20 protein-coding genes and 1 pseudogene are annotated in these 18,227 nt (G+C 74.9%); 5 read left to right on the forward strand and 16 right to left on the reverse strand.

The window, feature by feature from the left end; translation table 11 throughout:
* Nucleotides 1-14 precede the first annotated feature (14 nt).
* The 5 genes from ACQUFX_RS09185 to ACQUFX_RS09205 form a co-directional block, all read right to left on the reverse strand.
* Nucleotides 15-539, reverse strand: coding sequence for an ATPase (locus ACQUFX_RS09185; protein ID WP_428965579.1), 525 nt, complete (start codon nucleotides 537-539; stop codon nucleotides 15-17).
* Nucleotides 540-686: 147 nt separating this feature from the next.
* Nucleotides 687-1,133, reverse strand: a complete 447-nt coding sequence (locus ACQUFX_RS09190; RefSeq protein ID WP_067363475.1) for a response regulator — start codon at nucleotides 1,131-1,133, stop codon at nucleotides 687-689.
* Between the two features lie 70 nt (nucleotides 1,134-1,203).
* Nucleotides 1,204-1,551, reverse strand: a complete 348-nt coding sequence (locus ACQUFX_RS09195) for an STAS domain-containing protein (protein WP_428965580.1) — start codon at nucleotides 1,549-1,551, stop codon at nucleotides 1,204-1,206.
* Nucleotides 1,552-1,639: 88 nt separating this feature from the next.
* Nucleotides 1,640-2,689 (reverse strand): cobalamin B12-binding domain-containing protein, encoded by a 1,050-nt coding sequence (locus ACQUFX_RS09200; RefSeq protein ID WP_428965581.1) that lies wholly within the window; start codon nucleotides 2,687-2,689, stop codon nucleotides 1,640-1,642.
* Nucleotides 2,686-4,452 (reverse strand): PP2C family protein-serine/threonine phosphatase, encoded by a 1,767-nt coding sequence (locus tag ACQUFX_RS09205; RefSeq protein ID WP_428965582.1) that lies wholly within the window; start codon nucleotides 4,450-4,452, stop codon nucleotides 2,686-2,688. Before ACQUFX_RS09205 ends, ACQUFX_RS09200 begins: the two co-directional genes overlap by 4 nt.
* 195 nt (nucleotides 4,453-4,647) lie before the next feature.
* Between ACQUFX_RS09205 and ACQUFX_RS09210 the strand changes: the two genes are divergently transcribed.
* A complete protein-coding gene (locus tag ACQUFX_RS09210; RefSeq protein ID WP_428965583.1) occupies nucleotides 4,648-5,055 on the forward strand; it encodes an STAS domain-containing protein in 408 nt (135 codons plus the stop codon).
* Nucleotides 5,056-5,103: 48 nt separating this feature from the next.
* Entirely contained in the window at nucleotides 5,104-5,466 is a 363-nt protein-coding gene (locus ACQUFX_RS09215) for an STAS domain-containing protein (protein ID WP_428965584.1), read from the forward strand.
* Between the two features lie 64 nt (nucleotides 5,467-5,530).
* Here the strand turns inward: ACQUFX_RS09215 and ACQUFX_RS09220 are convergent, their stop codons facing one another.
* Complete coding sequence (locus tag ACQUFX_RS09220; protein WP_428965585.1) at nucleotides 5,531-5,830, reverse strand: hypothetical protein; 300 nt, start codon at nucleotides 5,828-5,830, stop codon at nucleotides 5,531-5,533.
* A gap of 207 nt (nucleotides 5,831-6,037) precedes the next feature.
* Between ACQUFX_RS09220 and ACQUFX_RS09225 the strand changes: the two are divergent.
* Nucleotides 6,038-6,658: pseudogene (locus tag ACQUFX_RS09225) on the forward strand (DUF2267 domain-containing protein); the annotation flags it as partial.
* 84 nt (nucleotides 6,659-6,742) lie between these two features.
* Here ACQUFX_RS09225 and ACQUFX_RS09230 read toward each other — a convergent pair.
* Nucleotides 6,743-8,044, reverse strand: a complete 1,302-nt coding sequence (locus ACQUFX_RS09230) for an NAD(P)/FAD-dependent oxidoreductase (RefSeq protein ID WP_428965586.1) — start codon at nucleotides 8,042-8,044, stop codon at nucleotides 6,743-6,745.
* A gap of 147 nt (nucleotides 8,045-8,191) precedes the next feature.
* On the opposite strand from ACQUFX_RS09230, the gene ACQUFX_RS09235 reads away from it, so the two are divergent.
* Nucleotides 8,192-9,556, forward strand: coding sequence for a collagen-binding domain-containing protein (locus ACQUFX_RS09235; protein WP_428965587.1), 1,365 nt, complete (start codon nucleotides 8,192-8,194; stop codon nucleotides 9,554-9,556).
* A 78-nt stretch (nucleotides 9,557-9,634) separates the two neighbouring features.
* On the opposite strand, the gene ACQUFX_RS09240 is transcribed toward ACQUFX_RS09235, so the two are convergent.
* The 6 genes from ACQUFX_RS09240 to ACQUFX_RS09265 all read right to left on the reverse strand — a co-directional run bounded on the left by ACQUFX_RS09240 (nucleotide 9,635) and on the right by ACQUFX_RS09265 (nucleotide 14,581).
* Nucleotides 9,635-9,907 (reverse strand): DUF6510 family protein, encoded by a 273-nt coding sequence (locus tag ACQUFX_RS09240; protein WP_428965588.1) that lies wholly within the window; start codon nucleotides 9,905-9,907, stop codon nucleotides 9,635-9,637.
* Nucleotides 9,908-9,984: 77 nt separating this feature from the next.
* Nucleotides 9,985-10,761 carry a ferredoxin reductase gene (locus ACQUFX_RS09245; RefSeq protein ID WP_428965589.1) on the reverse strand — a complete coding sequence of 259 codons (777 nt, stop codon included), beginning with the start codon at nucleotides 10,759-10,761 and terminating at the stop codon, nucleotides 9,985-9,987.
* A complete protein-coding gene (locus tag ACQUFX_RS09250) occupies nucleotides 10,736-11,335 on the reverse strand; it encodes a molybdopterin-dependent oxidoreductase (protein ID WP_428965590.1) in 600 nt (199 codons plus the stop codon). The genes ACQUFX_RS09245 and ACQUFX_RS09250 overlap by 26 nt, the downstream gene beginning before the upstream one ends.
* Before the next feature lie 175 nt (nucleotides 11,336-11,510).
* Nucleotides 11,511-12,530, reverse strand: a complete 1,020-nt coding sequence (locus ACQUFX_RS09255; protein WP_428965591.1) for a TerC/Alx family metal homeostasis membrane protein — start codon at nucleotides 12,528-12,530, stop codon at nucleotides 11,511-11,513.
* 253 nt (nucleotides 12,531-12,783) lie between these two features.
* Nucleotides 12,784-14,016 carry a DUF418 domain-containing protein gene (locus ACQUFX_RS09260; protein WP_428965593.1) on the reverse strand — a complete coding sequence of 411 codons (1,233 nt, stop codon included), beginning with the start codon at nucleotides 14,014-14,016 and terminating at the stop codon, nucleotides 12,784-12,786.
* Between the two features lie 154 nt (nucleotides 14,017-14,170).
* Complete coding sequence (locus tag ACQUFX_RS09265) at nucleotides 14,171-14,581, reverse strand: DUF2267 domain-containing protein (protein ID WP_428966914.1); 411 nt, start codon at nucleotides 14,579-14,581, stop codon at nucleotides 14,171-14,173.
* 216 nt (nucleotides 14,582-14,797) lie between these two features.
* Between ACQUFX_RS09265 and ACQUFX_RS09270 the strand changes: the two genes are divergently transcribed.
* Complete coding sequence (locus tag ACQUFX_RS09270; RefSeq protein ID WP_428965594.1) at nucleotides 14,798-15,070, forward strand: DUF2795 domain-containing protein; 273 nt, start codon at nucleotides 14,798-14,800, stop codon at nucleotides 15,068-15,070.
* 317 nt (nucleotides 15,071-15,387) lie between these two features.
* Here ACQUFX_RS09270 and ACQUFX_RS09275 read toward each other — a convergent pair whose 3' ends face one another.
* The 3 genes from ACQUFX_RS09275 to ACQUFX_RS09285 form a co-directional block, all read right to left on the reverse strand.
* Complete coding sequence (locus ACQUFX_RS09275) at nucleotides 15,388-16,056, reverse strand: hypothetical protein (protein ID WP_428965595.1); 669 nt, start codon at nucleotides 16,054-16,056, stop codon at nucleotides 15,388-15,390.
* 67 nt (nucleotides 16,057-16,123) lie between these two features.
* Nucleotides 16,124-17,098 (reverse strand): pirin family protein, encoded by a 975-nt coding sequence (locus ACQUFX_RS09280; protein WP_428965596.1) that lies wholly within the window; start codon nucleotides 17,096-17,098, stop codon nucleotides 16,124-16,126.
* Nucleotides 17,099-17,114: 16 nt separating this feature from the next.
* A complete protein-coding gene (locus tag ACQUFX_RS09285) occupies nucleotides 17,115-18,143 on the reverse strand; it encodes a hypothetical protein (RefSeq protein WP_428965597.1) in 1,029 nt (342 codons plus the stop codon).
* Between the last annotated feature and the right edge of the window lie 84 nt (nucleotides 18,144-18,227).

An 18,227-nucleotide genomic window follows, 5' to 3' on the forward strand; every position in this document is an offset into this window, starting at 1 on the left:
CGGTCGTCGGCCGGTCACCGCACCCGGGTACCCCGGTCGGCCCGGGGTTCGGTGGCCGCGTCGGCACCGGGGGCGGCGGCCCGGGTGGCCGGTACGCCGGTGGCGGCGGCAGCGGTCGGCGTGTCCGCCGGCACCGGCTCGACCACCACCCCGCCGAGGATCTCGTCCACCCGCTCCGTGCGGCGACGCCGAGCCTGCAGCGCCGCCTCGAAGTCGCGGCGGGCCTGGACCGCCTCGGCGTACACCCGTTCCCGGAGTTGGCGGGCCTCCTGCCGGGCGACGTCCAGCTCGGCGCGGGCCTGGGCCAGCAGGTCGGCCGCCTGCCGGTCGGGGTCGCCCGACGCCGGCCCGGCCGGGCCCTGCCGGTCGAGGCGGGCCCGCAGCCGGCCCGCCTCCTGGCGGACCTGGTCCCACTCCCGGCCGGCGTCGGCGGCGCCCTCCGCCCACGCCGACAGCCGGGCCAACCCGACGCCCAGTTCGTTCAGGCAGGAATCCACCTGCCGCTGGTCGTAGCCGTTCGCAACGACGGAGAACCTCATTCTGTCGCCCCCCAGGCAGCCGAAGGTCTCTTCCCCCACCTGCGATCCTCGACGGCGCGACGCGCCGCCGAGGCGGTTCGGAAAAAATGTTCAGCATCCGAGCGGCGACCGACCCGGCGAACCGGGCGACGCGGACGGGACCGCCCGTCAGGAGCGTTTGGGCAGCACCACGACCCGGCCGAAGAACTCGTCGATCCGGCGCACCACGTCGTTGAAGTCGTCCAGGTCGATCGGCTTCGTCACGTACGCGTTGGCCTGGAGGGTGTAGCTGCCGACGATGTCGGTGTCGGCGTTGGACGTGGTCAGCACGACGATCGGGATGGTCCGCAGGTCCTCGTCCTGCTTGACCGCGCCGAGCACCTGCCGCCCGTCCATGCGTGGCATGTTCAGGTCGAGCAGGATCACGTCCGGCCGGGCCGCGTCGGTGTGCCGCCCCTCCCGGCGGAGGAACTCCATCGCCTCCTGGCCGTCGCTGACCACGTTGATGACCTTGTCGACGTCCGAGTCCGCCAGGGCCTCCTCGATCATCAGGACGTCACCCGGGTCGTCGTCAACCACCAGGATGCGAACCGGGCTCGGGGCTCCTACACCCATGACTACCTGCCTCATCTCGGCGGAAAACGGATGACTTCACGGTCACCTGCTGGCGGGGAAATCTAGCCCATCACGACGCGGACCGTGACGGCGGGTCGCCCGGCCATGTCTCGTAGCGCAGGACCTCCCAGAGGCCGGTCACCCGGAGCACCCGCTCGACCCGGCCGGTCGCCCCGGTCACCCGCAGCCAGCCGCCGTCGGCGGCGGCCCGGTTGTCCCCACGGACGAAGGCCGCGATCCCGGTGGAGTCGCAGAACAGCAGGTCACTGAGGTCGAGCAGCAACTGGCGCTCACCGGCGTCGGCGAGCCGGTCCAGCACGGTGGTGAGCTCCGGGGCGGTGCTCATGTCCAGCTCACCGCCGAGTCGCAGGCGCACCCCGCCACCGTCCCGGGGGGCGTACGTGACGCTGAACGTCAACGTGATCCCTTTCGCTTCGCCGCAGGGTCGATCTTTGCAGTGCGGCAAGTATACGCAAACCCACCCGGGGGACCCGGGAACGGACCGGTCAGTGCCGGCGGGCACCGCCCTGCCCGGACACCCGGGCCCGACCCGCCGCCAGGTACGCCGCCGCACGCGGGAAGTCCCGTAGCTGCTGTCCATAGTGGCCCAGGGTCAGCCCCACGGCGGCGGCCGGCACCCCCCGGCTGGCCAGCAGCGCCAGCAGCCAGTCGACGAACTCGGTGAAGAGCGAGGCGTCGGCCACGTAGACCGCCGCGGCCAGGAAGTCCACGATGTAGCCGAGATCGCTGACGGTCGAGTCGAGCTGCGCGGGAGTGTACTCCCGGGAGCGCGGATACCGGTCGTACAGGTCGGTCAGGGCGCTGTCGACCAGCTCGCCGCGCCGCTTGACCAGGCTCGCGTACTCGTCGTCGGCCAGGTGCGACAGGTCGGCGGCGGGCGCCCGGCGCAACGCCCGCTCGTCGGCGACCAGAGCGGCGGCCGAGGGCGCGTCACCGGCCCAGGTCACCCCGAGCGTCCGCGCCCAGCGCCCGTCCGGGGCGAAGCCCCGCCCACCGACCACCACCGGCACGTCGGAGCGGCGGCACGCCTCGATCACCCGGTGCGCGTGCGGCAGCCGCATCGGCAACGCACAGCCCAGCGCCACCGCGTGCGCGTCGTACCGGTGCAGGTAGGACACCAGGTGCGCGACGGGGACGCTGGCGCCGAGGAAGGTCACCTGCCAGCCGCGCAGCCGCAGCACCTCGGCGACCAGCCGGGTGGGCAGCGCGTGCCACTCACCGTCCAGGCAGGCCACCACCACCCGCTCCCCGGTCGGCCGGGCGGCGGCGGTGGCCGCCACGGCGGCGACCACCCGCTCGCTGATGTGGGTGGCGGCGTGTTCCTGGGCGACGCTCCACTCGTTGCGCGCCCACCGCTCCCCCACCTCGGCCTGGGCGGGCGCGACCAGGTCGAGCAGGACCCGCTCGGCCGGTACGCCGCCGGCCAGCAGGTCCAGCGCCACGTCGATCGCGGCGTACTCGTCGGCCTCGGCCAGACAGCGCACGAAGGCGGGAAAGGCCTCGGCCGTCGTGCTGGCGGTCGTCGGGGCGCTCACGCCGTCGTCTCCCTCTCGTCGTGGTGGCCCCGGGCGGGGGCGGGCACCGCGTGCAGGTGGCGGACCGGGCGGGGATTCGTGCCGACCGCGCGCAACGCCAGCACCGCGATGTCGTCGTGGTCACCGTGGGCGAGCCAGTCGCAGGTGACCTGCTCGACCCGCTCGGCCAGGGCCGGCGCCGGCATCCGGTGGCAGCCGCCGACCGCGGTCAGCAGCCGCTCGGTGCCGAACTGCTCGTCGCCCCGGCGACCGCCGCGTGCCTCGGTCACCCCGTCGCTGTACAGCAGGCAGGTCTCGCCCGGCTCCAGCCGGACGGTCACCTCGCCGACGCGCGGGTCCGGCACCACACCGATCAGCATGCCGCGCAGCGGCACCGCCTCGACCGCGCCGGAGGCGCGCAGCACCAGCGGCGGCAGGTGGCCACCGCCGGCCAGGGTCAACGTCAGGCTGCCGTCCCGGTGCGGGCGCACCACGCCCAGCACGATGGTGGCGAACCGGCCCTGCCCGTGCGCCAGGGTCGTCTCCAGCAACGCGTCGTTGAGCAGCCGCAGCAACCGGGCCGGGTGCGACTCCACCCGGTGCAGCGCCTGCAGGCACTGGCGTAGCTGGCCGGTGAAGACCGCCGCCTCCACGCCCTTGCCGGAGACGTCCCCGAGGAAGAACACCGAGCCGCCGTCGGCCAGCCGGTGCGCGCCGTAGAAGTCGCCGCCGATGCGCAGCCCGGCCTGGGCCGGCCGGTAGGCCGTACCCCACTGCACCCCGGTGGTCTCGACCGGCTCCACCGGGACCAGGCTGGCCTGCAACGTGTCGGCCACCTCGGCCTGGTCGCGGTAGAGCATCGCGGTGGTCAGCGCCGCCCCGGCGCGGGCGGCGAAGGCGCGGACCAGGTCGACGTCGGCCTCGTCGTACCAGCGGGTCGCCCGCCGGGCCACCAGCAGCACCCCGGCGGGGGCCTCCCGGCCGGGCAGCGGGACGACCCGGGCGCACGCCGCGGTGGCGGGCAGGCCGGGCAGCCAGCCCGCCTCCACCGCCTGCTCGATCAGCCAGTCCACCGCGTGCGGCTCGCCGCCGTCGAGGCCCTCGGCGATGGCCGGCGGCAGGTCGGCCGCGGCGAGCACGCCACTGTCGACGGTGGGCACCTCGTCCTCGGTCCGCAGGGCGCGCCACCAGCGGGCCCGCCCGGAGCGGGGGGCGAGCACCAGCACCGCGACCTCGGCGAGGGTGGGCACCGCGAGCCGGACCACGGCCGCGGCGGCCCGGTCCGGGTGCAGCGGGTTGCCGAGCTTCTCCCCCACCACGGCCAGGAACGCCGAGCGGGCCCGCTCGGCCAGCACCGCGTCGGCGTGGGTGACGCTCTCGGTGACGTCCTCGACGTACCAGCAGCAGCGGCCGGCGGACAGGGGCACCCGGCGGACCCGCAGTCGCCGGTCGTGGTGGGTGAACTCGCCGGTGGACGCCTCGGCGGCGAGCGCGCCGGGACCGGCGGCGGCGAGCGGGAGGCCCACCGCGACCTCCGGCAACAGGCGTTCGGCGACCGGGCTCAGGTGGCGCACCACGGCGTCGGCGTCGCAGACGATCAGACCCTCGCGGAAGTGCTCGACGACCTCGGACCAGTCCGGCGCGGCCGGATCGTCCCGGTCGGGGGCCAGCGGGGCCAGCGCCGGCCGGGTCACGGCATCGACGGCCCACACCGAGCGCTCGACGCCCGAGGTGAAGATCCGTCCGTCGCCGGGATCCCGGTCCCTGACGTCGGCAGCAGCCACCGGCTAAGCCCCACTCCTTCTCGACTCCCACATCTCGCCAGCCCCGGCGGGATGTGATCCAATCTCTTCGTCCCACCCTACGCCGATATGCCGGTACCGCCACCTCGGTCGGCCGCCCGCTCGGCCGTACGCTGCGGGGTACCGACGGGATTGTTACGATCCCCGCTAGCGAGCCCCTGCGGAAAGGCGTGATCGTTGGTACCCCAAGGCAGGAAGCCGGAATCGACGCCGCTCAGTCTCGCCGTCGACCGTACGGATCCGGGTGCCCCGCTGGTCCGCATCGGGGGCGACCTCGCCTACGCCACCGCCCGCCCGCTACGGCTCGAGGTGGACCGGCTCCTCGCCGAGCACCCGGCCGTCCTCGTGCTCGACTTCCAGGAGCTGCTCTTCATCGACAGCACCGGCCTCTCCCTGATCGTGCACGCCTGGCGGGAGGGGCAGCAGGGGGGCACCGCGATCCAGCTCCGCTCGACGCCCCGGTTCCTGGACACCATCCTCGACATGACCGGGGTCACCGGCCTGCTCGCCCGCCCGCTGCTCGCCACCCCACCGGGCACCGGTGACGCCGCTCCGACGCTGCACCGACCGGCCGCCGCCGGGTAGACACCCCCTCGGGGTGCCCCGCTCGCGGGCGGCTGGGAGACTGGGGTCATGCCGTCTCGACTGTTGTCCATCGAGGTGACCCGGCTCGACGCCGGTCGCGCCCGGCTGCGGTTGACCGGCGAGCTGGACTTCGACACCGCCCCGGAGCTGATCGCCGCGGCCGCCGAGCTGCGCCGGGACGGGTTCCAGGCGCTGGAGGTCGACCTGACCGGGGTCAGCCTCTGCGACTCCTCCGGTCTCAGCGCCTTCGTCGTGATCCACCGCTCCGGCACCGGTTCGATCCGGCTGAGCGGGATGAACCCGCAGCTCCAGCAGCTCCTCGACCGCACCGGGCTGGCCGAGCTGCTGGCGGTGGGGAGCTCCGGCGAGGGCACCGGCGAGACCGACGAGGGCACCCGGGCGGCCGGCTGACCGGCGGCCGAGCGGCGCTCGACGTCGGGCGGCCACCCGCCCCGGGGCCCCGGGGCGGGTCGGCTCAGGCGGCGGTCGTCGGTTGCCGGCGCAGCCCGGTCGGCGTCGGCGGCTCGGCGTCCTCGGGGTGACCCGCGTCGGGCGTGTGGAACAGGTACCGGACGAACTCCACGCCCGCCTCGTTGTCCTCCGCGCCCGGCCACTGGCCGACGCAGTCGACCCCGACCACCTCCCGGCCGGTGCCGTCGGACTCCTCCACCAGGGCCCACAGGCTCACCGGGTAGCACCGGGTGGTGCCGGCGGCGAGCCGCCAGCGGGCGTACCACCCCGGACGGGCCGGCACGATCTCGATGATCCGCCTCATGACGACCTTCCCTTCCGCGTACCTCGGAAGTTGCCTCGTCGCCTGTCGATGGTGTGACCGCCCCGGGTGAGCGCCCCTCACCCCGGGCGGGTGAGAGCCGCCGGACGGCGTCCCGGCGGCGGGGTGGCCGGTCGTTTCGGCGTCGGCGTCGGCGGGAAGGCGGACCGGGAGGGATCCGACGAGCCGAGCAGGAACGAGGTGATCCCGATGCGCAAGCAGATGGAGGGCGACAACCAGCGCCGCCGAGCGCTGGCCCGGCAGGCCCGCGACCGGGGCCGGCAGGCCAGCGAGACCGGAGCCAGCCTGAGCGCGACGAAACAGCTCAGCCACCTCGACCGGGGCAAACGGGGCGGCCCGGCACCGGCCGGTCGGCACAAGCCGGACAGCACACGCGGCGGGCCGACCACCCCGCCCCCGGCACCCCGCCCGCAGAGCACCGCGACCCGGCCGGCCGCGCCCACCTCGGTGCCCCGGGGGTACCGGGCGCTGGTGGAGGAGATCGGCCGCCGCAGCGGGACGGACTTCCCGGTGGCGAAGGTGGGGGCCGAGGCGACCGTGCTGACCCTGGGTGGCGCGCTGGACCAGCCGGACCGGCTGCGGTTGTTCGCGGCGGTGCCGATGAAGCTGCACGACGTCTTCCCGGTCGACGGGGTGCGCGGGCACCGGGACCTGCCCGGGTTCCTCGCCGAGGTGGCCCGGCTCAGCGCCGGCACCCCGGAGCAGGCCCGGTACCAGGCCGAGGCCACCATCGCCGCGCTGGCCGTGGCCGAGCCCGACCTGGTGGCGTCGCTGCCGGTGCCGCCGGGGCTGCGGGAGTTGTTCCCGCCCGCCGGCTGACCGGCGGGACCGGCCCCGTGGTCCGGGCGGCCGTCCGCCGGCAGGCGCGGACGGCCGCCCGGACCGGGTTCGCGGTCAGGGTTGCCGCACCGGCATCTCGGGCGCGGAACTCTCCAGGGGTACGGCGTGGGCCGGCACCAGGCCGAGCTGCACGGCCGGCCGGGGCAGCGCCGCGTCGAGCACCCAGTCGGCGCCGACGCGGGCCCGGTTCGCCGGCATGGCCAGCAGGTGGTACCCCCGGGTGACCGCCTTGGCCGGCAGCCCGGACAGGGACAGTTTCAGCGGGTTCGCCGCCGCGTCCTTGCCCCCCAGGTCGACCACCCAGCCCAGGTCGTGGTGCTTGTACGGCCGCCGCCGCCCCTGGCCGTACGAGGCGGCGATGTTGTGCGCGGCGAGCTTGCCCTGCCGCTGGGCGTGCTGGGCGGTCATCGCGCAGACCTGGCCGGGGCGGGCCAGGTCGGGCACGGCGGCGGCGTCACCGCAGGCGTACACCTCGGGAAAGCCGGGGACGGTCAGGTACTCGTCGACGACCAGGCGGCCCTTCTCGGTCCGCAGCCCGAGGTCGGCGACGAACGGGTCGGGCCGCACCCCGACGCACCAGACCAGGCTGCAGGTGGGGATGTACTCGCCGTCGGTGAGCTTGACCCCGTCGGCGGTGGCCTCGGCGACCGAGGTGCCCATCCGGACGTCGACGCCCCGGCGTCGCAGCACCCGGTCGGCGGTGATCGACATCCGCCGGTCGAGTTCGGGCAGGACCCGGGGGGCCACGTCGAGCAGCATCCAGCGGGGGCGGATCGACAGCCGGGGCCGCTGGGCGGCGAGTTCGTCGGTGAAGAGCTGGCCGTGGGCGGCCACCTCGGTACCGGTGTACCCGGCCCCGACCACCACGAAGGTGGCCCGCGCCTGCTGCTCGGCCGGGTCCTGGGCCTGCTCGGCCAGTTCGATCTGACGGACCACGTGGTCGTGCAGGTAGAGCGCCTCGGGCAGGCCCCGGAAGCCGTGCGCGTACTCGGTCACCCCGGGGATGGGCAGCAGCTTGTTGACGCTGCCGACGGCGAGCACGAGCCGGTCGTAGGCCAGCCGGCCCCGGTCCCCCTCGGGCTGGGTGAAGCCCACCCAGCGGTTGTGCAGGTCGACCCGGTCCGCCTCGCCGACCACCACCCGCACGCCGTCGAGGGTGCCGGCGAGCGGCACCGAGATCCGGGTGGGTTCGACCACCCCGGCGGCCACCTCGGGCAGCAGCGGCAGGTAGAGGAAGTAGTCGGTCGAGTTCAGCACGACGATCTCGGCCCGGTTGCGGGCCAGCCGGCTGAGGGTCTTCGCCGCGTGGTACCCGGCGAAACCGGCACCCACGATCACCACACGAGGTTTCGTCATGGTGGGGCGGTTCCCGTGAGGTCCCGACGCAAACGTCCCGGTACCGGCCCCGGGGGTCACCCGGGGGAGGGATACCCGCCCCGCCGCCACCACCGCCCTGGGACAGAATCGTTGGCGAATTGCAGCTATTGTCGGTTTAGGGGTGTCATGAGGCTTTCACGTTCGATCCCGTGGGCGCGGATCCTGGTGCCGGTGGCGGTCGCCACCACCGCCGCGCTGGTTCCGCTGGCAGTGACCGGATCCGGGGCCACGCCCCGGCAGGCGGTGAATCCCGTCGCCCCCACCCAGGGCTTCCTGGTGATGACCGAGGGGGACGCCAACCTGGTCGCCTCCGAGAACGAGGGGACGGTGGCGGTCGGCGGCGACCTGAGCTTCGGCAACTACCAGATCGCCCTGCTCGACCCCGGGACCTTCGTGGTCCCCCCGGACACCAACCCGACGGCCCTGGTGGTCGGCGGACGGATCGACTTCGCCGGGAGCGTTCCCGGCAGCCGCCTCTCGGTCCTGAACGGGGGGTACGTGAAGGTCGGGGACCTGACCGGCACCGTCGTCCGCGACACCGACAACAACGGAGCCGAGGTCGCCACCCGGCTGCTGCCCACCGACGACTACGACGCCACCCCCCGGGTGCAGCTCACCGTCCGGCAGCCGGTGGCCAGCGTCGGACCCGCCTCCCCGCTGGACTTCGCCGGGGCCTTCGCCGCCTTCCGGGCCACCTCGACCGACCTGGCCGGCTGCGCCCAGAACGTGGTGCTGCGCACCCCGGAGGGGACCGTCGTCCCCCGGCCGATCCCCCCGGGAACCAACGCCGTGGTGACCCTCACCCCGGGGGTCACCAACGTGCTGAACCTCAGCGCCACCGACCTGGCCAACATCGCCGTGCTCACCTTCGCCGACCAGCCCACCGCCGACACGCCCCTGCTGGTCAACGTCGACACCTCCGACGTGGGGGACGAGTTCGTCTGGCGGGCCCCCAACTTCGCCGGGATCGGCGGCGAGCCGGCCCGGTACATCCTGTTCAACTTCCCCACCGCCACCTCCATCACCCTGACCCCGGACAGCGCCACCATCGAGGGCACCCTCTACGCCCCGAACGCCGACCTGACCGCGGCGACCCAGTCGAACATCGAGGGGAGCGTGATCAGCCGGACGCTCGACCACAACGGTGGGGAGATCCACGACTTCCCCTTCGACACCGTCCTGGACTGCGGACAGCCCACCCCAACCCCCACCACCCCGACCCCGAGCCCGAGCACCCCCACGCCGAGCCCGAGCACACCGACCCCGACGCCCAGCACCCCCACCCCGCAGCCGAGCGGGTCGACCCCGCCGCCGCCCACCCCCTCGACCTCCCCGCCGTACCCCCCGCACGGCCCGAAGAAGCCGCACCTGCCGGTGACCGGAGCCCCCACCCTGCCCCTGCTGGGCGCCGGAGCGGCCCTGCTCGGCGTCGGCACCGTCCTGCTGCTGGCCGCCGCGAACCGCCGCCGACCGGGCACCGGACGCGGGTGACCCCCGCCCGGTCCCCGAGGTGACCGCGACCGACCCCCGGCCCACCCGGCCGGGGGTCGGCGCGTACGCCCCGGTGGGTCAGGGCGGCGGCATCGGCACCGCGAGGTAGGAGGTGCCGCGCAGGTCCAGCCAGGCCCGGTCGGGGGTACGGACCAGCCGCAGCATCACCCGGGAGCAGGCCGGACAGCGGCCCACCAGGCCGGGGGCCTGACAGTAGACTCGCAGCCCGGCCATCGGGCCGACCCGCCCGCACCCCTCGCAGCGGCCGGTGGCGGCGCTGAGGTCGACGGTGAACAGCTCCGCCAGGGGGCCGCCCAGCATGTTGCCGTCCAGGTGGGCCGGCTCGGTCATCGGGTCTCCTCGGGTCAGCCGGTGCGGTCGCAGCGGCGCGCGGTCAGCTCAGCCGGTGCGGTCGCAGCGGCGCGCGGTCAGCCGGTGGGACCGAACCGTTCGGTCCGGACCCGCCCGGCCGGGTGCCCCAGCCCCACCAGCAGGTCCGCCACGGACTCCACGAACCCGGTGGGCCCGCACACGTAGCAGCGGGGCTCCGCCTGCGGGGGCCACCCGAACTCCGCCAGGTCGGCCCGGCCGACCCGGTGCGGAGGCCCGGCCCACCCCGGCGGGACCTGGCGGGTGTACACGGTGCTGACGGCCACCCCCGGCTCGGTGCGGGCCCGGTCGGCCAGTTCCCCGGCGTACAGGGCCTCGGCCGGGGAGCGCACCGAGTAGATCAGGCGGAACGGCGCCCGGCTGCCCGCCGCCGACCGGGCCCGCAGCATCGCCATCAGGGGCACCAGACCGGAGCCCCCGGCCACCAGCAGCACCGGCTCGGGACAGCCGGGGTCCCAGACGAACCAACCCCCCACCGGACCCCGGACCTCCACCGGGTCCCCGGGGGCGTAGGTCTCCACCAGGTACGGCGAGACCTCCCCGTCGGGTACCCGCTGCACGGTGACCTCGATCCGGTCCCGGTCGGCCGGGGCGGCCAGGGAGTACGACCGGGCCGCCTGGTACCCGTCCGCGGCGGTGAGCCGCAGGTCCAGGTGCTGCCCGGGGCGGTGCCCCGGCCACCCGGGCACCGACAGGACCAGGGTCTGCGCGGTCGGGGTCTCCGCCCGGCGGGTCACCAGCCGGGCCACCCGCCAGGTCAGCGGGGCGGCCCGGGGCCGCTGCGGAGGGTCAGTCCCCGGCGTAGCGCTGCTCACGCCAGGGGTCCCCGTAGTCGTGGTAACCGGCGGTCTCCCAGAAGCCCGGCTGGTCGGTGGTGGTGAGCCGGATGCCCCGGACCCACTTGGCGGACTTCCAGAAGTACAGGTGCGGCACCAGCAGCCGGGCCGGCCCGCCGTGCTCGGCGGGCAGCGGGCGGCCCTCGTAGGTGTGCGCGATCCAGGCCCGCCCGTCGCGCAGGTCGGCCAGCGGCAGGTTGGTGCTGTACCCGCCGTACGAGTGGGCCACGGCGTAGCCCGCCGCCGTGTCGACGCCGTCGAGCAGGGTGTCCAGGCTGACGCCCTGCCAGGAGGTCTCCCGCTTGGACCAGCGGGTGACGCAGTGGATGTCGACGGTCGGGGTCTCCTGCGGCAGCGCCATCAGCTCCGGCCAGGACCAGCGGTACTCCGCGCCGGTCTCGGTGGCGAGGACGAACTCCCAGTCCTGCGGGGACACCGTCGGGGTCGGGCCGGCGGAGAGCACCGGGAAGTCCTCGGTCAGGTACTGCCCGGGTGGCAGGGCCGGCCCGGGCGGGCGGGGCCGACCCTGGAAGCCGGGCGAGACGATTCCCACCCGTCAGTCGTACCACCCGGCGGGCGCACCCGTGTCCGGTTCGCCGGGGTGCGCCGGCTACCCCGCGTCCGCCGGGCGAGCGGGGCGGCCGGACGTGCCGGGAGCCCCGGTGACGGCGGGTTCACCGGGGCCCGTCGGACGTCCGGGCGGGCCTGCGGCTATCCATAGGCCCTGCTCAGAGCCGCTCCTTGACGACCTCCGTAGGGCCGGGCTCGGCGTGCCGGGTGGCCCGCAGGCTGGTGATGGTCACGATCACCAGGACGCCGATGATGACCCCGAGCGACGCCAGGGTGGGGATCTCCGGGACGCCGTCCCAGATGCCGTGGGCCCAGTGCAGGCCCAACTTGACGCCGATGAACGCCAGAATGACCGCCAGGCCGTAGCTCAGGTGGACCAGGCGGCTCAGCGCGGCGTGCAGCACGAAGTAGAGCGCCCGCAGCCCCAGCAGCGCGAACGCGTTGGTGACGAAGACCAGGTACGGGTCCTCGGTGATGCCGTACACGGCGGGCACGGAGTCGACGGCGAAGACCACGTCGGTGGCGAAGACGGCGACCACGACCAGGGCCAGCGGGGTGAGCGTGCGCCGGCCGTCCAGCTTCACGACCATCTTGGTGCCGTGGTACTCGTTGGTCACCGGCATGAACCTGCGCAGCAGCCGGACCGAGCGCATCTTGCTGATGTCGACCTCCTGCTCGTGCCCGGAGAGGGCGTCGCGCAGCAGCTTGATCGCGGTGACGATCAGGATGATCGCGAAGAGCAGGAAGGCGAAGTCCAGGGTCTGCAGGGCGGCGGCGCCGAGCGCGATGAAGATGGCGCGCAGCACCAGGGCGCCGGTGATGCCGAAGAGCAGCACCCGCTGGGCGAGCACGGACGGCACCGCGAAGGCGGCCAGCAGGAGCATGAAGACGAAGAGGTTGTCGACCGAGAGCGACTTCTCGACCAGGTACCCGGTGAGGTACTCGATGCCCTGCTGGCTGCTGTACTCGTACCAGAGCCAGACGCCGAAGGCCAGGGGCAGGGCGATGTAGAACACCGACCAGCCGATCGCCTCCCGCAGGGACACCTCGTGCGGGCGACGGGTGACCAGGAAGTCGAGCGCCAGCAGGAGGAGCACGCCCGCGATGGTCACGCCCCAGAGGGTGGGCGTGCCGATGGTCGCCAGCGACCCGGAAGACAGATACGAGATTTCGGACATGAGGCCTCCTCGAACACCATTCCATGTTCGAGGTCTCCTTCACCCATGGTTCATGGGCAACCACCCGGGGTGCACGCGAATGCACCGTACTGACCGGCATGGTTCGTGGGAAGTACTCCCCTCGTCTGGACCAGGTTAGGGCAGCCCCGGCCAGGACAACAACTCGACCCGGCAGGTCGGTACGCCCGCGTCGCGGATCGGGTGCGCCGGGGCGGTCCCGGCGACGCCCGGCACCGCCCCGGCGCCCCGTGGATCACCGCGCCAGCCGGCGCAGCAGCACCCGCCCCAGCGCCTCCAGCGGGCCGCGGCCGAACCGGGTGCCCCACCAGTGGGCGGCCAGGACCAGCACCCCGCAGACGGCCGCCCAGAGGCCCAGCACCCACCAGGGCGCGGCGTCCCGCCAGGCCCAGGCGAGCCCCAGGCCCCACCCGTAGCAGACCACCACGCAGAGCACGTTCTGCAGCACGTAGCAGGACAGCGCGCTGCGCCCCACCGCGGTCAGTCCGGCGCTCACCCGACCCGGCCCGCCCCGCTCCCCCCGGGGACCACCGGCCCGGCGGCGGTCCAGCACGACACCGACCAGCCCCAGGTAGCCCAGCGCCACCAGCGGCGCGCAGACGTAGCGGTCCAGCAGGAACCAGTCCGGCCCGGCCAGGGTGGTCGCCACGTTCAGCGGCAGCCCGACACCCAGCCCGAGCCACAGCAGGCGGCGGCGCCACGCCCGGCCCCGGTCGTCGTCGCCGAAGGCACCGGCCCGGAACAGCCGTACCCCGAGCAGGAAGAGGAAGACCAGCAGCCCGGCGGCGAGGATCGGTTCGGCGCGCAGCGCCAGCAGGTTGGCCAGCCGGAACCCGACCTGGGCGGGCCAGCCCTGCACCGCGAAGAGCCGCTCCGCCTCGGCGAGCGCCCCGTCCCCGCCCCGGGCGTTCCCCGCCGGGGCGCCGACCAGGGCCAGGGTGAGCAGCACCATCAGGGCCAGGTGCAGCCCGCCGGCGAGGTACATGGCCACCCGCCGGACCCGCTCGGTACGGGCCAGCAGCCAGGCCACCAGCAGCGCGGTGACCGCGTACCCCATCAGCACGTCGAAGGCGAAGACCAGGACGAAGTGCAGGGTGCCCTCGACGAACAGCAGCAGCGCCCGCCAGCCGTACCGGCCGGGCCACCCGCTCCCCCGGGCCAGCGCCGCGCGGTGCTGGATCGCCAGCCCGACGCCGAAGAGGATGGTGAGCAGGGCGAGGAACTTGCCGTTGGCGAGGAACCGGAACACCCCTTCGACGGCGGCGGCGACCGGCTGTGCCCCGGCCAGCGGGACACCGGCCGACACACCGGCCGCGTCGAGCAGGAAGCGGGCCTCCGAGCCGGGGGTGGCGAAGATCCAGACGTTGGTGGCCAGAGTGCCCAGGATGGCGACGCCCCGGAGGACGTCGAGCAGGGTGACCCGGGACGGGGCGACGACCCCGCCGGTGGTGGTCACGGCGGTGGTCATCGGGCATCCCCTCGCGTGGTCCGGCAGACCCGGTCAGCCTGTCAGCCGGACCACCGTCGGCCGTCATCCCGCCCGCCGATATCGGCATGCTGCTTCCGACGGACCCGGGCCACCTGGAACGTCGCACCCCGCCACGCCGGGGACGGCGGGTGGGTCACCGACCGCGCAGGGCGGTGCCGGGGGCCAGGGCCGGCTCGACCATGTCCCGGTAGTCACGCGGGAGCCGGGTCACCACCTCGTCGAACTCGCCCCCGGCGATCGCCTCCCGCACGGTGGTGAAGACCGCGCGGACGGCGTCGCGGGCGGAGCTCTCGTCGATGCCGGCCCGCCGGCTCACCCGCGCGACGAACTCGGCCGCGCCGAACCGGTCGGCCGCCTCCGCGCCCGCGCCCGGCTTCAGGGCCAGTTGCAACGGCGCGGGCAGCTGCGCGGCCAGGTCCAGCACCTCCCCGCCGGTCAGCCGCTCCGCCAGGGTCTCCAGGGTCGCCCGGGTCAGGTCCACCGCGTGCGTGGAGGACGCCCGGGTCCGCCGGGCCACCTGGTCGACGAAGGTGTCGTAGTTCATCCGCCCCTGCTCCTTCGGCTGGTCGCCGCCCGCCGGCACCCGGTCCCCGCCACTGCGGCGGGTGCCTCGGGTACCCGTGCGGGGGACCCGGAAACCAGCGGGCACCGGCCCAGCGTCCAGTGGGCGGGATCGCCCGGGTCGGGGCGCGTGACCGGCGGCGGGGTGGGTAACCGCGGCCGGTCGTGACCGGATCCGCTGACCACGAGGAGCCCCACCATGGCGAGTTACACCGAGGTGCTGCAGTACCTGTCCGCTCTGGACTATCCGGCCGGGAAGTCCGACGTGATCCGGGAGGCGGAGCGGGAGGGCGCCCCGCCGGACGTGCTCCAGGCCCTGCGCGCCCTGCCGCCGGTGGAGTACGCCAACGGCACCGAGGTGGCCCGGTCGGCCGACGTCGACGCCGCCCCGGAGGTCGACGCGACGCAGCGGGCGGCCCAGGCCCGGGACAAGCGGCACCAGCGTGTCTCCCAGCACCTGCGCAGCATCTGAGCCGCGCGGGCGAGGCCGGAACGGACCGGCGCCCCGGTTCACGAACCGCGAACCGGGGCGCCACAGGGAAACCAGTCCCTGGCCGGGTCGACACCCGAACCGGGTGACGACCGCCAGGCGGATGATCGCCCGAACCGGGCGGGCATCGCTGCCGTAGCCAGCATACGTGGCACCATCGTCCTAACGGCTGAAATTGGCGGAACTGTGGGACAGCCCACGTTCGTGATCACCACCATCGTCGGTGCTGTCCACGCAGGTCGCCGACGGATGCCCCAGCGGTGCCCGGAGCGCCGACGACGCTGGTGCCCGGCCCTCACTCACCCGGTCAGCTCGGCGTACCGCTTCTCCAGGTCGATCCGGGCGAGGGCGCCCACCAGCCAGGCGAGGCGTTCGGACTCGCCGCTGCCGGCCAGTCCGGCGAGGTCACCGGCCGACCGGCCGAGACCGAGCCGGCGGGCCGCCGCGAGCGCGTGCCGGTCGGCCACCGGGGCGACCTCCCGCCACAGTGCCTGGGCGTCCCGCAGGAACAGGTCGACCACCGAGGTGTCCACACCGGGCAGCTCGGCCAGCATGGCGCGTTCCCGAGCCGGGTCCTGGTGCGCGGCCGAGCGCAGCCGGCGCAGGTCCCCCCGGTAGCGCTGCACGACCGTACGGGCGAGGTCACCGAGGACGTCGGCGAGGGCGTCGACGTCGCCCCGTTGCCCGGTGTCGCGCAGCACCCGCACCCGGTCGGCGTGCAGCGACCGGGCCATCCGGGCGGCGCTGTCCCAGCCCGTCTCGCGCAGCCCCCGCGCGCTGTCCAGCGCCCGCCGGAAGTCCCCCCGCCGGGCCAGCAGCACCGCCAGGCCGAGCAGTTGGAACAGGCTGGACGGGTTGTTGGTGACCGGGAAGCCGTACTGTTCGGCGAACCCGCGTCCACTGCCGGCGAGCCGGCGGACCAGACGCTTCTTGTCCTCGATGGTGGCGGTGGCAGTCTGGGTCGGCATGCTGGCGACTACCCGCACCGGCGGCGGCCACGCCTGCCGGGCGGGCGGCACGCCGGGCCGGCGAGGGTCAGGGGTGGACGCCGCCGTGGCGGTCCCGGACCTTGAGCCGGGTGGTGGGCAGCGCCGGGGCGGGCAACGGTGGGGCGGGGTCGTCGGCGACCGTCCCGAACCGGGCCGCGCCGGCCATCCAGTCCTCCCGGGCGGCGACGACCTCCTCGTGCGAGCGCCCGACGAAGTTCCACCACATCACCAGCGGCTCCTCGAAGGGCGTCCCGCCGAGCAGCAGCACCCGGCTGCCGGGGTCGGCCCGCAGGGTGAGCGCGGCCCGGCCGGTCCCCAGGTAGAGCAGCGCGCCGACGTCCACCGACACGCCGTCGACCTCGGCCCTGCCGGACATCACCAGCAGGCCGTACTCGAAGTCGCGGCGCAGCGGCACGGTGGCCGGCGCCGGGCCGGCGGCCGTGAGGTCGACGCCGACCAGCGGCGTGTGCGTGACCGCCGGTGACACCACGCCGTCGAGGTCGCCGACCAGCACCCGGCCGGTGAGCTCACCGGCGCGCCAGGTGGGCAGTTCGCCGTGGTGGGCGAAGTCGGGCGCGCCGGCCCGGGCCGGGTCGGGCAGGGCCACCCAGAGCTGCACGCCGTGCATCACGGCAGGACGCGCCTCGGGGGACCGTTCGGAGTGGGCGATACCGTGCCCGGAGGTCATCACGTTGAGCTGGCCGGGCCGGATCGGCTGCACGTTGCCGAGACTGTCGCGGTGCAGGATCTCCCCCTCCAGCAGCCAGGTGACGGTCTGCAGGCCGGTGTGTGGATGCGGGGGGACCTCCATGCCGGGCCGCCGGGCGACGTCGTCGGGCCCGAAGTGGTCGACGAAGCACCACGCGCCGACCATCCGGCGCTGGCGCTGCGGCAGCAGCCGCCGCACGGTGGTCCAGCGCCCGAGCGGCACGTCGTGGCCGGGCAGCAGGACGCTCGCGGGGTCGGTCGGGACGGTGCCGGCGGGCCGGGTCGAGGCCGGCAGCGATTCGGTGCGCTCCACCACCCTGACTGTACGCTCAGCTCGCGCCGACGGTCACCGCGTTCGCCCCGGCGACCAGGTCGACCCAGATCCGGTCGGCGACGGTGTCCCAGTGCGGGGAACTGACCACGGCACCGGCCGCGATGCCGGCCTGCCGCTGGTCGTAGACGCGGATGGTGCCGGCGCCGGAGGCGGCGCGGACCCGGGCCGGTGGGTCGCCGGCCGCCCGGATCAGCAGCTCGTTGACCCCGCCGGTCATCCGGACCGGGAGCGTGCCGGTGACCCGGGGTAGCCGCAGGTCGACGCGGGTCGCGCCGCCGAGCAGGTCGACTCCCGCGCTGCGGCCCCCGCTGAGGTCGAGCACCTGTTCGTCGACGCCGCCGGTGATCTGGAGCCGCCAGTCGACCCGGGAGTTGAGGGCCACGTCGACGACGCCGGGACCGGGGCGGGTACCGCGCTGGACGTGCAGCCGGACCTGGTCGCCGAGGACCCGGGGTGCCGGGTCGACGCCGGATCCGGCCGGGCTGCCGATGCGGTACAGGTCGTCGCCGAGGTCGGCGGTGCGCAGCGAGAGGGTGGCCAGGCCGTCGACGAGTTCGAAGGTGGCCCGGCGGCGGCCGTCGAGCGGTGCGGTCAGCACCCCGGCCGGGCCGGACTGCGCCACGTTCACGCCCCCGGGACCGTCCTCGCCGGCGTGAGCGCCGGTCGCCGGGTGGCCGGCGCCGGAGAAGGTCACCCCGGCCGGGTTCGGGTCGGTGAGCGTCGCCGCCACCGCCGCGACCCCCAGGAGGAGGACCAGCGCGACGGCGGCGGTGAGCAGCCGGGCACCCCGGGACCAGCGGGCCCGGGAGGGGGCTTCCCCGGTCACCGGTACCCCGGCCACCTCGATGATCGTCCCGGCGTCGGTGGTACCGGCGGCGGGGGTCAGGCGGAGCACCTCGGCCGGCTCACCGGTACGGGCCGGCAGGACGATCTCGGTCGTCGGCTGGTCGTCGTCGACGCTCGGCCGGTCAGCGCTCGGCACCGGTGTCGTCGCCGGCCGCCGGTACATGTCGTGGTGCGACACTCGCCTCCCCTTTCCCGTTCCCCTGTGGTGGTACGTGCCCGGGAAGGCTCCGGATCAATCCGACGCTGGCCGGCACCCCGGGTA

Source organism: Micromonospora fluostatini, assembly GCF_050410825.1.
GTDB lineage: Bacteria > Actinomycetota > Actinomycetes > Mycobacteriales > Micromonosporaceae > Micromonospora > Micromonospora rosaria.